Annotated in this window: 9 protein-coding genes; 5 read left to right on the plus strand and 4 right to left on the minus strand. The window is 69.9% G+C overall.

Going from position 1 to position 12299, the window contains the following annotated elements; translation table 11 throughout:
- Positions 1–46: 46 nt before the first annotated feature.
- Together B9C99_RS21445 and B9C99_RS21450 are read left to right on the plus strand one after the other, a co-directional pair.
- The gene (locus B9C99_RS21445) at positions 47–4201 is read left to right on the plus strand and encodes a TIGR02680 family protein (RefSeq protein ID WP_016694648.1); all 4155 of its coding nucleotides are present in this window, start codon (positions 47–49) and stop codon (positions 4199–4201) included.
- A 76-nt stretch (positions 4202–4277) separates the two neighbouring features.
- Positions 4278–5426, plus strand: a complete 1149-nt coding sequence (locus B9C99_RS21450; protein ID WP_088899278.1) for a beta-mannosidase — start codon at positions 4278–4280, stop codon at positions 5424–5426.
- Between the two features lie 9 nt (positions 5427–5435).
- Here B9C99_RS21450 and B9C99_RS21455 read toward each other — a convergent pair whose 3' ends face one another.
- Both B9C99_RS21455 and B9C99_RS21460 read right to left on the minus strand, forming a co-directional pair.
- Complete coding sequence (locus B9C99_RS21455; protein ID WP_016694650.1) at positions 5436–5831, minus strand: tautomerase family protein; 396 nt, start codon at positions 5829–5831, stop codon at positions 5436–5438.
- 51 nt (positions 5832–5882) lie between these two features.
- Positions 5883–7106: a 2-polyprenyl-6-methoxyphenol hydroxylase-like oxidoreductase gene (locus B9C99_RS21460; protein WP_088899279.1), complete on the minus strand. Its 1224-nt coding sequence runs from the start codon at positions 7104–7106 to the stop codon at positions 5883–5885.
- A 146-nt stretch (positions 7107–7252) separates the two neighbouring features.
- Between B9C99_RS21460 and B9C99_RS21465 the strand changes: the two genes are divergently transcribed.
- Complete coding sequence (locus B9C99_RS21465) at positions 7253–7885, plus strand: pyridoxamine 5'-phosphate oxidase family protein (protein WP_051424912.1); 633 nt, start codon at positions 7253–7255, stop codon at positions 7883–7885.
- Positions 7886–8023: 138 nt separating this feature from the next.
- Complete coding sequence (locus B9C99_RS21470) at positions 8024–8317, plus strand: type II toxin-antitoxin system Phd/YefM family antitoxin (RefSeq protein ID WP_253250157.1); 294 nt, start codon at positions 8024–8026, stop codon at positions 8315–8317.
- Between the two features lie 296 nt (positions 8318–8613).
- Here B9C99_RS21470 and B9C99_RS21475 read toward each other — a convergent pair whose 3' ends face one another.
- On the minus strand, positions 8614–10122 hold the full coding sequence (locus B9C99_RS21475) for a YdiU family protein (RefSeq protein WP_088899281.1): 1509 nt from the start codon (positions 10120–10122) through the stop codon (positions 8614–8616).
- 110 nt (positions 10123–10232) lie between these two features.
- Here B9C99_RS21475 and B9C99_RS21480 point away from each other — a divergent pair, with 110 nt between their 5' ends.
- The gene (locus B9C99_RS21480) at positions 10233–11768 is read left to right on the plus strand and encodes a Mur ligase family protein (protein WP_088899282.1); all 1536 of its coding nucleotides are present in this window, start codon (positions 10233–10235) and stop codon (positions 11766–11768) included.
- 16 nt (positions 11769–11784) lie between these two features.
- Here B9C99_RS21480 and B9C99_RS21485 read toward each other — a convergent pair whose 3' ends face one another.
- Positions 11785–12249, minus strand: a complete 465-nt coding sequence (locus B9C99_RS21485; RefSeq protein WP_088899283.1) for a hypothetical protein — start codon at positions 12247–12249, stop codon at positions 11785–11787.
- Positions 12250–12299 lie beyond the last annotated feature (50 nt).

Here is a 12299-nt window from a genome sequence, read left to right on the forward strand (position 1 = left end):
CCCCACCGACAGTCCCCGCCCCCGATACGACCCCGACGGAGATCTCATGAGCAGCGCCCGATTCCGCCCCACGCGTGCCGGGATCATCAACCTGTGGGACTACCGCGACCAGGAGTTCTCGTTCGCCGACGGACGACTGGTGCTGCGCGGACCGAACGGGTCGGGCAAGACCAAGGCGCTCGAGGTGCTGTTCCCGTTCGTGCTCGACGGCCGGATCGAACCGCGACGTCTGAACCCGTTCGCCGGCGAGGAGCGCACCATGCGCTCGAACCTGCTGTACCGCGGCCAGGACAGCGCCCACTCGTACGTGTGGATGGAGTTCTGCCGCGGCCGCGCCGACGACCCGGAGGCCGTCACCGTCGGTATCGGGATGCGCGCCACTCGCGGCAACGACAAGGTCACCCGCTGGCATTTCGTCGTCGACGGCCGTGTGGGAGTCGACTTCTCGCTGCTCGACGACGAGGACCGACCGCTCACCCGCAAACAACTGGTCGATCAGATCGGGGCCGACGCGATTGCCGATCGTCCCGTCGACTACCGGGCCGCGATCGACGCGCGCATGTTCGGGCTGGGCGCGCAACGCTACGACCAGCTGATCAACCTGATCCTCACGCTGCGCCGCCCCCAGCTCGCCAAGAACCTCGACCCGAAGGGCCTGTCGCAGGCGCTGACCGACGGCCTTCGCCCCCTCGACGACGATCTCATCGTCGAGGCCGCCCGCTCGTTCTCCGCGATCGAGGAGGTCGAGCGCACCCTCGAATCCCTCGCCGCCGCCGACGATGCGGCGCAACAGTTCGTCAAGGTGTATTCGAAGTACATCCGTCAGCAGGCGCGCACCGCCGTCGACAAGGTCGCCACCCGTCTCGGAGTGGTGGACACCGCCGTCCGGTCGCTGCGCGAGGCGACCGAAGCCCGCACCGAGGCCGCCGCCGCTCGCGCGGCCTCCGAGGAACAGCTCCTGGTGGCCGAACGCGACCACGAACAGGCACGCACCACCCTCGAGGCACTGCACCGCTCCAGCGCCTACGAGGGCAAACAGCAGCTCGACGACCTCGCGTCCGCGGTGAAGAACCTCGAGCGCACCACCGCCGCGCAGGCCGAGCAGGCGAACCGTGCCCAGGCCGTCGTAGCCGACCGGCTCCGCGACCACGACAGCGCCCGCGACGCCCTCGAAACGGCGACGGTGGCGCGTCGTCGCGCCGAGGACGGGCTGAGTGCGGCGGCCGAGGACGCCGGCATCACATGGACCGGCCTCGACGGCATCGAACGGACCGAGCAGCTCAACACCGCGATCGACGCTCTCGCCGAGGAACGCGACGCCGACGTGCGCGCGGTGCGCAGCGCACTGTCCCAGCTCGACGGTGCGACCGCCGCGCGGTCACGGGCCGAGGCCGCCGCGGTGCGTGCCCGCGCGCAACGCGACACCGCCTCGGCCGCGGTGGAGGCCGCCGAGACCATGGTCGAGCTGTCCCGCAGCGAGGTCGCCGCCGAGCTGGGCCGGTGGTGGTCCGATCGCGCCGAGACCTTCGCGGCCGTGGGCCTGTCCACTCCGGTCTTCGAAGCGCTCGACACCGCCTTCGGCACCGTCGGTCAGGACGATGCCCCGTCCCCCGCGGCGGTGTTCGCCGAGCACACCGGGCCCGTGCTCGACGACCTGCGATTCCGGCGGCGCGTGTGCGGCTCTGAGACCGAGTCGCTCGGCACCCGCGTCGCCGAACTCGAGACCGAACGCGCCGCCGTCGCGGCCGAGCGCGACGACGCTCCCCCGGCGTTCCCGGCCCGCACCGGCAACCGCAACGATCTCGTCGGCGCCCCGCTGTGGCAGCTCGTCCGGTTCCGCGACGATGTGTCGGCGCAGGACGCCGCCGGTATCGAAGCGGCACTGCAGGCCGCGAACCTGCTCGACGGGTGGATCACCGACGGCGACCTGCCGGACATCGAGTCGGAGCAGTTGCTGGTGCCGTTGGCGCCCGAGCACCGCCCCAGCGGTCTCACCCTCGCCGACGTACTCGTTCCCGAACCCGACACGGCCGTCCCCGAGGAACGGGTCGCCGCGGTGCTGTCGTCGATCGCGTGGGCCACCGATCCCGGTCCGGACGCGCGAGTGTCGGTCGATGCGCACGGCGGGTTCCGGCAGGGAGTGCAGCTCGGTCGCCACGTCAAGGAGCAGGCCGAGTTCATCGGAGCCACCGCCCGCGCCCGGCGTCGGCAGCGTCGCATCGTCGAACTCGAGACCACCATCGCCGAATGCCGCGTCGACGTGGAGGCGCTGCGCGAGCAGGATCGCGAGATCGGCCACCGGCTCACCGCACTCGACGAGGCCGTGAAGTCGTTGCCGCGCACCGGATCCGTGCTCGCGGCGCTGCGCAAGGTCACCGAATGCGCCGGCGCGTTGCGGACCGCATCCGAATCCGCGGCTGCCGCCGATCGCGACCTGGACCAGGCGATCGCCGCGGTCGCCACCAAGGAACAGCATCTGCGGTCGACGGCCGGCCGGCACCGGGCACCGCTCACCGCGACGGAACTCGACAGTCTCGACGCAGCCGTGCGGCACTTCCGTTCCCAGGGCCAGGCCCTGCAGCGCGCCCTGCGAGAGCAGGTCACCTGCGGTGATCGACTCCGCGACACCGATGTGCGGCTCGACGAGGCGCGGGTCTCCGCCGAGCACGCGGCCGAGCTCGCGGCGGAGAACGCCGAGACGCTGGCCAACGAGCAGCAGAAGCTCGAGACGCTGCGCGAGTCGATCGGGGCGAGCGCCGACCGGATCGATGCCCAGCTCGACGAGGCCCGACGCCGGATCGAGACGGCGAAGACCGCCGAGCGAACCGCGCGTAAGGCCCACGAGTCGGCGCTCGAGCGGATCGGCAAGGCAGAGGCCGCCCACACGGGCGCCGAGCAGACACTGCGGTCGGCGCTCACCGAGGCCCGCGCCGACGCCGACGCCCTGGCACCCTTCGCCCGGCGCGACCTGCTGACCCTGCTCGGCGTGGAGAGCGAGCACGTGTGGCCGTCCAGCGCCGCCGCGTGGCTCGACGCCGATCAGCTGGCCTACCGAATCCGGCAGTCCCCCGACGACACGGTCGACGTGCTGCCCACCGAGGTCCTCTCGTTGTTCCGGGCACTCGACGCCGCCACCGAATCGGTCACGGCCTCCGAGTCGACCCGCAAGTCCACCGCTTCGGCACTGACCTCCGCGCTGCAGGAGTTCGACGCCGAACTCGCCCGGGGTCGCGACTACCGCCTGCATTGGGACGCCGCGGACGGCATCACCGTCGTGCAGGTACAGGACGAACAGGGTTACACGTCCGTCGCGGCGTTCGCGCAGCGCATCGCCCGGGCGCGGCAGGAACAGGAAACCCTGCTCACCGACTCCGAACGACGCATCCTCGAGGACGCGCTGCTCACCGGTCTCGCGCAGCAGATCCACGAGCGCACCGTCGACGCCCGCGACCTCATCGCCCGGATGGGCACCGAGATGCGGCAACGGCACATGTCCTCGGGCAACACCATCGGGGTGCACTGGGTGCTCGCCGACCATCTCGACGAGCCGGCCCGCGCGGTGTGCAAGCTCCTCGACCGTGACGCGTCGATGCTGGCGCCGGAGGACCTCGCGGGGATCCGCGCGCATTTCGCGTCGCGGATCCGCGCGGAGCGGGCCGCGCATCCGGAACGGTCGTACCCAGAGATTCTCGCCGCCACGCTGGATTACCGCCGGTGGCGGGTGTTCTCGTTCAGTCTCGTCGGTGCGGACGGCAGTGAGGACCGCCTCACCCCGGCCCGGCACTCGGCGCTGTCCGGTGGCGAGCAGTCCGTCTCCCTGCACCTGCCGTTGTTCGCCGCGGCGCACGTGATGCTCGATTCGGCCGACCCGCATGCGCCGCGTCTGCTCGCCCTGGACGAGGCCTTCGCCGGTGTGGATGACACCGGTCGCAGCGAATTGCTCGGTTTGTCCGTGCAATTCGACCTCGACCTGTTCATGACCGGTTTCGACCTGTGGATCACCTATGCCGGCGTGCCGGGTTGCGCGCACTACGATCTGTCGCATTCGGTGGCCGAGCACACCGTCGCCACGACGCTGCTGGTGTGGTCGGGTGGCGAACTGCTCGCCGAGCACGACGGGTCGGATCTGGAGAGCGCGCTCGGATCTCCGCGGACCCGGCGGGTCACACGTCCGGTGGAGGGAGCCCTCGAGTTCGCCTGATCGTGACGACGGTCACTGCGGCGTGTTCCTCCTTGATCGGGGCTCTCACCTGCGCCGCGGACCTACGATCCGGAAGATGACGAGGCTTCGGGTATCCAGACTCATCGTCGGCGCCGCGACCGTGGTCGGGCTGCTGCTGGGCACGAGCCCCGCGGCAGCGGCACCGGCGCCCGGCGCGCGGGTGACCGCGTCGCCGGACGGTTTCGCGCTCGACGGTCGGGCCTGGTGGCCCACCGGGTTCAACGCCTACCAGCTCGCCACCGACTGGTCGGTGAACTGGGGATGCGGAGCGATGGTCGACCTCGACGCCTATTTCGGTGCGCTGCCCCCGAATTCGCTCACCCGCTTCAACCTCTTCCAGGCGCTGGCCGTCAACCGGTTCACCGGGCAACTCGACTTCGGACCGATGGACGCGGTCTTCGCGGCGGCCGAAGCGCACGATCAGATGCTGCTGCCGGTCCTGGCACCACAGGACGGCGCGTGCGAGGACGAGGTCTTCAAGGGACGGCAATGGTACGTCGACGGGTGGACCGAATTCACCCCGGGACACGAACGGGTGGTGATGAGCTACCGGGACTGGATGCGTACCGCCGTCGCCCGCTACCGGGACTCCCCGTCCCTCGCAGCGTGGGAGCTGGTCGGCGAGCCGGAGACGAGTTCGTGCACCGACGCCGCGTGCCACTGGTGGACCCGGTCGTGCGAACCCGGCGCCGCGCAGGTGTTGCGTGACTTCTTCGACACGGCCGGTGCCGAACTGCGCGCCGTCGACCCCCGCACTCTGATCACCGCGGGCTACACCGGGGGCGGTCAGTGCGGCACCCAGGGCGACGAGTACCAGTTCGTCAGCGCCTCCTCCTATGTCGATGCCGTGCAGTACCACGACTACGGCGCCGACGGCGTGCCGTTGCCCGGCGATCAGTGGAACGGCCTTGCCCGGCGGGTCGCGCAGGCCGCAGCCGTCGGAAAGCCGTTGCTCGTGGCGGAGATCGGTGAGCTCGCCGGATCGTGCGGGTCGCTCGGTGACCGCGCCGATCACATCACCACGAAGATCGAGGGTCAACGCGCCGCCGGCACCGCGGGTGCACTGCTGTGGGCGTTCGTGCCCGACCCGCGGGAAGCCGACTGCACCTACGACATCGGATTCGACGACCCGTTGTGGGATGTGGTCGAGGACCTCGGATCCCTCGTACCCTCCACCCTCCCGAACGCGCAGTTCTCTCCGTAAGAGCAGTCCTCACACATCGACGGTGAATCCGAGATCCACATCGCACGCGGCCTGCCCGGCGCGGATCCCCCAGCTCTCGGTCGGGATGTCGCGCACGATCACGGTCACGTGGTCGGCGGGAATCGCGAATGCGCCGAGCCGCTCGGTGATCTCGCGGTAGAGGCGCCGCTTGGCGTCCACGCTGCGCCCGGCGAAGCAGTCGACGATCACGAGGGTGTAGAGCTCGGGCGATGTCAGGGTCGGCGGCACCGCGAATCGTTCGGGTTCGTGCACCACGAGCCGGATGTGCTTGTCGATCTCCGGGATCCGGAAGGCGGCGACGAGCGCGTCGTGGACGGCGTCGATGATGCCGGTCTCGACCTCGCGGTCGTGGCGGGTGCGGACCTCGATGACGGTGCTGGGCATCCGACACTTCTACCGGCCGGAGGACCGCTGCGCAATGGGCGGAGGCGGAATTCATCGTCGGAGGGCCGACAAGCTCGTCCCTATCTCGCTGGGGACCGCCATGGGCGCACCGCCGGTTCTCCGGTGGCGCCGGAGATTGCCGATGCACACCCGGCCCACGAGCGCGGGATGCATCAGATGTCCGGGTGGATCCATCAGGCTGCTGACCCGCAGGAATCGGTCGACAACCACGGGATCGTTCTCGGCGGCGGCCAGGACCCGCGCCACGTACGCGTTGCCGAGCCGGGTCTGCACGCTGCGGGGTCCTTCGACTTCGGGCAGCGCGAGGTCGGAGCCGATCGCGAGCTGCCACGCAGCACCGATCGGTTTCTTCGCGGCCCGGAAGAACCTGTGGGACAGGTCGTCCTCGCCGCGCCGCAGGCAGTCCCGCAGCGACATCGCTTCGACGGCGGCGACCGTCATGCCCTGACCGTAGATCGGGTTGAAGCTGCAGATCGCGTCGCCGAAGACGAGCAGCCCGTCCGGGAAGCGGCGCATCCGCTCGTAGTGCCGCCACTGGCTGGACGGGAACTTGTGCTGTGCCACCTCGCCGAGGGGTTCGGCGGTACGGAGCGCGGCCACGACGTGGTCGGGCGCGTACGCCTCCACGGCGGAGATCATGCCGTCCCGGCTCGGTGGCGGTTCGCGACCGGCCATCGCAGCGACCGTGAACAGCCACGTGCCGTTCTCGTAGCCGAACAGCGCCATGCCCGCCGGACGTCCCGGCACAGCACCGATCAACACCATCTTCTCCATCGGTGTGCCGGGCGCGAGTCGTAGCAGCTGGCTGCGGTACACGACGTGGACGACGACGTGTTCTTCGACCGGTCGTCCGTAGCCGAGTTTCTCGAGACCCGCCGGGGTGCGGGCGCCCCGTCCCATCGCGTCGACCACCAGATCCACCGTCATGGTCCGAACACCCTCGCGGCTGCCCACCTGCACCCCGGTGATCCGGCGGCGGTCGGGTGTCGTCGTCAGGTCGCCGACGTTGTGTCCGTCGAGGAGGGTGATGTTCGGGATGGCGCGGACCCGTCGCCGGACATGGTGTTCGAGCAGCGGCCGACTCGGCACGTAGGTGGCTCGACGGTCGCGGAAGCGACGGTTCTCTGCACCGGACGGGAGGACGTCGCGTTCGACGACCGTCACCGCGTCGTAGGACTCTGCCGGCGCACGGGCCGCGAGCAGACCACCGACGCTCGCGCCCAGAACGATTGCATGGTCACCGGTCTTGTCCATCTCGTCATCTCCGTCGTCCGGTCGACTGTCGCACTCCGTGCCTGTACACGAAGTCTGTGGTGGCGATCGCCGAGGGTCGCGAGTAGCGCACTACTCGATTCGGAATCCGGTTGACCGGCCGCGGCGGCACTGCTTCGATCGGTGCCATGAGCGACCGCACGCGCCTGACCCGCAAACCCGAACGCGGCACCGACGATCCGGCGGTGCTGCACCGGCTTCTCGACGAGGCCCGCATCGCGCACGTGGGTTTCGTCCGCGAAGGATCGCCTGTGGTGCTGCCGATGGCGATGGGCCGCGACGGGGACAGGTTACTGCTGCACGGCTCGACCGGCGCCGGCATGTTTCTCGCCGCGCGGTCCGGGATCGAGGTGTCGGTCGCGGTGACGCATCTCGACGGGCTCGTCTTCGCCCGGTCGGCCTTCGACCACAGCATGAACTACCGCAGTGCGGTGTTGTTCGGTGTGGCCACACCGGTCGCGCCGGGCGAGAAGGAACACGCATTGAAGGTGGTGACGGAGCATCTGATTCCCGGTCGGTGGGACGAGGTCCGGTCGCCGACACCGAAGGAACTGGCCGCCACCACGGTCCTGGAAGTGCCGCTCACCGAGGTGAGCGTAAAGGTCCGGGCGGCCGGACCGGGAGAGGACGCCGGGGACGGTGAAGACCACTCCGTGTGGGCGGGAGTGGTGCCGTTGCGGACCGTCGCCGACGATCCGATCCCGTCACCGATCACCGGGTCCTCGACCGCGTTGCCACGCTCCGTGCGCGCATTTCTGTGACATCGAACGGGCTGTCCGTTGTGACATCGAAGGGGCTTTCCGTCGTGTCCGCCCCCGAATCCGACATCGGTGATGAAAGGATGCCCGCGTCGAAGGAACAGATCGGAGTCGCCGCGAGTGCCATCAACGTCCGTGTCCGTGAAAGCCGCACGCAAGCGGCTCGGTGAGCTGGTCCGGGAGGTCAACGACGAGACCGTCGCCGTCGAGATCGTCGGCAAACGCGGCACGGGCGTCCTGATCTCCAAGGACCGCTATGCGGCGCTGCAGGAGGCAACCTTCCTGCTCCGCTCCCCCGAACTAATGGACAGCCTGCGCCGGGAGATGCAACGTTCGCGCGAGGCCGCCGCGTCGACGGGCCGGCGGCAGCCGCCGGCTGCTCGCCGGCGCGCGAAGAACAAGAAGAAGCGCAAGAAACGGCGTCGCGCCCGTTGACCGTCTCCATCCCGTACATCTGCACACCGCCGCCGAGCACTGCGGCCGGGCGGTGCAGATGCCGGAAGTCTCGCCGCGAGGCGGTGAAAGCGGTCGTCCAGCTCGCCGATCCCGCGGCCGCCTCCGACGCGAACTCGCCACCTGCAAGTACCCGACCGGAGTCGAGTTCGTGCGTAACCGGCCGCGCGATCCGACCCGCACCCGACTGGTCCAGATTTGACCGAGACCGGTGTTGTTCGCGAAATCCGTTGGGAACTCGCGAACAACACCGGTCTCGATTCGTCAGTATCGGGCGGTCAGGTGCCGCAGAAGGTCCGGAAGGACTCGGCGAACGAACGCGGTGCGGGCGAGACATATTCGTTCCACTCGGCACGCGCCTCGAAGGGATGTGTGACGACGTCGAGCAGCCTCGCGAGCGGCTCGAGGTCGCCGCCGGTCGCCGCCTTCAGCGCGGCGTCGACCTGATGATTACGCGGGATGTACAGCGGATTGACGCGGTCCATCGCCTCCGCCCTCTCCCCCGCTGCCCGGTCGTCCCGCTCGGCCGCGGCGTGCCAGCGTTCGAGCCACGACGCCGAGCGCTCACGCGGCACGAGCCCGTCGAGGGGTGCCGGATTGCCGCGCAGTTCGTCGGCGAGGGCACGGAAGGTCGCCGTCCAGTCGGCATTGTGCTCTTCCAGCAGCGTCAGCAGATCGTCGACCCGAGCCTGGTCGAGGGAGTCTTCCGGGAGACCGAGTTTGGCGGCCAGACCGGACCGGTAGTGACGCTCGTAGCGGGTGTCGAAGCTGTCCAGAACGGCGGTGACCGCGGCGATCGCCGCATCCGGGGTCGAATCGACGAGTCTGAGCAGGGTTTCGGCGAAGCGCGCCAGATTCCATTTCAGGACGGCGGGTTGGTTGCCGAACGCATAGCGTCCGCTGTGGTCGATGGAACTGAACACCGCCGCCGGATCGAAGGCGTCGACGAAGGCGCACGGACCGTAATCGATGGTCTGCCCCGAGATGGTGGTGTTGTCGGTGTTCATCACCCCGTGGACGAAACCGACGAGCATCCACTGCGCCACCAGCGACGCCTGCGCCTCGACCACGGCGGTGAACAAACCCAGGTAGCGGTTGTTCTCACCGGTCTCCCGCAGGTCGAGCAGATCCGGATAGTGCCGGGCGATCGCGTGGTCGGCGAGTGCACGCACGACCTCGCCCTGCCGCGCCGCGAACTCGAAGGTCCCCACCCGCAGGTGGCTGGACGCGACCCGGGCCAGTACCGCACCGGGTTCGGCGCCCTCGCGGTAGACCGGCCGACCGGTCGCCACCACCGACAACGAACGGGTGGTCGGGATGCCGAGCGCGTGCATGGCCTCGCTCACCAGATACTCGCGCAGCATCGGCCCGACGACCGCGAAGCCGTCCCCACCCCGGGAGAACGGAGTGGGACCCGAACCCTTCAGGTGCAGATCGACGCGGTCACCGTTCGAATCGACGAGTTCACCGAGCAACAACGCCCGACCGTCGCCGAGCAGCGGAGCGTATCCGCCGAACTGATGTCCGGCATAGGCCATCGCGACCGGCTTCGCACCCGCCGGTACCTCCGCGCCGGCCAGGACGGCGACCCCGTCGGCGCTGCGCAACGCCATAACGTCCAGTCCCAGCGACACCGCGAGGTCCTCGTTGAGCGCGAGCAGTTCCGGGTCGGGAGCCTCGGCGCCCTGCCACGGCACCGACAATCCGCTCAGTTCGTCGGCGAAGGAACTGCCGAGACCGGATATCGTGGTGTTCGTGCCGACGGGGAAATCCGGAATCGCAGTCATCCCTCGAGGGTAACCGTGTGACACCGACGCACGCTGGGAGCGAGGGAAACGCCGGCGGACCCCGGTCACCGGCGGCGCATCATTCCGCCCCGGACCGGGTATCCGCCCCCGTGCACACCGACCCGGACGATCCTCGCCGTCCCACCCGGCGGATCCAGGTCCGCGACGTCGCCGAGCACCTCCACGATGTCCTGCGATCCGGGCCGCCGGACGGGCACGACCGCGTGATCACCGGCATCAACGACGATTCCCGCACGGTGCGGCCCGGCGATCTGTACGTCGCGCTACCCGGACACCACGCCCACGGGCTGGACCTCGAGGCCGAGGCCGCCGCCCACGGTGCGGTCGCGGTGCTCAGCGACCGGCCGTCGCGCCTGCTGCCCGCCTTCGTCGTCGATCGACCGCGCGAGGTGGTCGGCCCGTTGGCGTCGTGGATTCTCGGGCACCCCTCCCGCGAGCTGCAAGTCCACGGCATCACCGGCACCAACGGCAAGACGAGCGCGACCTATCTCCTCGACACCGCGCTCGCGGCCACCGGCGTGGAGACCGGCATGATCGGCGGGGTCGTCGTCCGCGGTCCCGCCGGCACTCGGCCCGCGACCCGCACCACCCCCGAGGCCGCGGTCGTGCACCGCACCCTCGCCGAGTTCCGTGACCAGGGCGTGCAGGCGGTGACGCTCGAGGTGTCCTCGCACGGCATCAGCCAGGGCCGCGTCGACGGTGTGCGGTTCCGTACCGTCGCCTTCACCAATCTCGGGCCCGACCACCTCGACTTCCACCACACGATGGAGCAGTACTTCGCCGCCAAGGCGGCACTGTTCACCGCCGACCGCACGCAGACGGCAGTGGTGAACATCGACGACGAGTACGGCCGGCGTCTGGCCGCCTCCGTCGACGTGCCGCTGTGGACGCATTCGACCCGCGATGCCCGCGCCGACGTGTACGCGGACGCGATCCGGTGCGATCTCCACGGCACCACCTTCACCGTGCACACACCGGCCGGGAGTGCGCCGGTGCGACTGTCGCTCCTCGGACCCCACCAGGTGGCCAATGCGCTGACGGCGCTCACCTCGGTGGCCGCCGTCGACGGCGACGTCCTGCAGGCCGCGGCGGGTCTGGAAACCCTCGCGAGTGTGCCCGGCCGGCTCGAACGCGTCGACACCGGCGAAGGCGTTCTCGCGCTCGTGGACTACATGCACAACACGTCCGGGCAACGCGAACTGTTGCCCTTCCTCCGATCGCTCGCCCCCGAGCGGCGACTGGTCCTCGTGATCAGCGCGACCGGAGAACGGGATCCCGGCAAGCGATTTCCGCTCGGTCACACCGCCGCGACCTACGCCGACGTCGTGGTCGTGACCGACGACAGTCCCCTCTCGGAGAACCCGCGTGTCCTCCGGGACGCGGTCGCCGAAGGTGCCTTCGCCGCGCGCAGTGCCCGCGTCGTCGTCGAGGCCGACCGACGTCGCGCGTTCGACATCGCCGTCGCCCACACCGGTCCCGGAGACGTCGTCGTCGTGGCCGGGCGGGGATGCGAGCCACGCCTGGTCTCCGGGGACACGGTGCAGGTGTTCGACGACCGGGACGAACTGCGACGCGCACTGCACCGCGCACAACACCGGCCCGTCTCGCGCGTCCCCCGCCCCTGAGCGATCCGCTCGGAGGCTACGGCTGCAGCCACATGTAGCCGCTGGTGCCCCAGCTCGGCGCACCCATGGCGCCGGTGTTCGGGACGGAGACGAGCAGGCTCACACCCGCACCGGGGTTGATGATCGTGCTGGTGCGGCCCCCGGCGACGGTCACCGAGTGACCGTGGGTGAACGGGAACATCCCGTTGATCCACGCGAACTCGACCGGCACCTCGCAGCCCGGGATCGCACCCCAGGTGCCGGTCGGGGTGAAGATCGCCTCGGCCAGATCCGGTCGGCCCGGTACGTGCTCGTAGGCCACCTCGATGCTGCCGTGGCACTGCCCGGACGGGATCGGCACGATCGCATTGCCGAGGATCTGCAGGACGGGAACCGGTGCGGCGGCGGCACTTCCGGCGCCCACCCAGGCGGCACCCGCTGCGAGTGCGGCGGTCGAGGCTGCGAGGGCGGCCCCGCGGGTGATCCGTCGGCGAATCGACATGAAGACAGTCCTTTCGGTCGGTGAAGGAACACAGTACCGACCGTCCAGGA

It is taken from the genome of Rhodococcus sp. BUPNP1 (assembly GCF_002215235.1).
Lineage (GTDB): Bacteria > Actinomycetota > Actinomycetes > Mycobacteriales > Mycobacteriaceae > Rhodococcus.

What these genes read in the sequence shown, in the direction of transcription:
- B9C99_RS21475 (WP_088899281.1), bottom strand. Translation starts at nt 10,122, where the DNA reads ATGACTGCGATTCCGGATTTCCCCGTCGGCACGAACACCACGATATCC.
- B9C99_RS21455 (WP_016694650.1), bottom strand. Translation starts at nt 5,831, where the DNA reads ATGCCCAGCACCGTCATCGAGGTCCGCACCCGCCACGACCGCGAGGTC.
- B9C99_RS21445 (WP_016694648.1), top strand. Translation starts at nt 47, where the DNA reads ATGAGCAGCGCCCGATTCCGCCCCACGCGTGCCGGGATCATCAACCTG.
- B9C99_RS21485 (WP_088899283.1), bottom strand. Translation starts at nt 12,249, where the DNA reads ATGTCGATTCGCCGACGGATCACCCGCGGGGCCGCCCTCGCAGCCTCG.
- B9C99_RS21465 (WP_051424912.1), top strand. Translation starts at nt 7,253, where the DNA reads ATGAGCGACCGCACGCGCCTGACCCGCAAACCCGAACGCGGCACCGAC.
- B9C99_RS21450 (WP_088899278.1), top strand. Translation starts at nt 4,278, where the DNA reads ATGACGAGGCTTCGGGTATCCAGACTCATCGTCGGCGCCGCGACCGTG.
- B9C99_RS21460 (WP_088899279.1), bottom strand. Translation starts at nt 7,106, where the DNA reads ATGGACAAGACCGGTGACCATGCAATCGTTCTGGGCGCGAGCGTCGGT.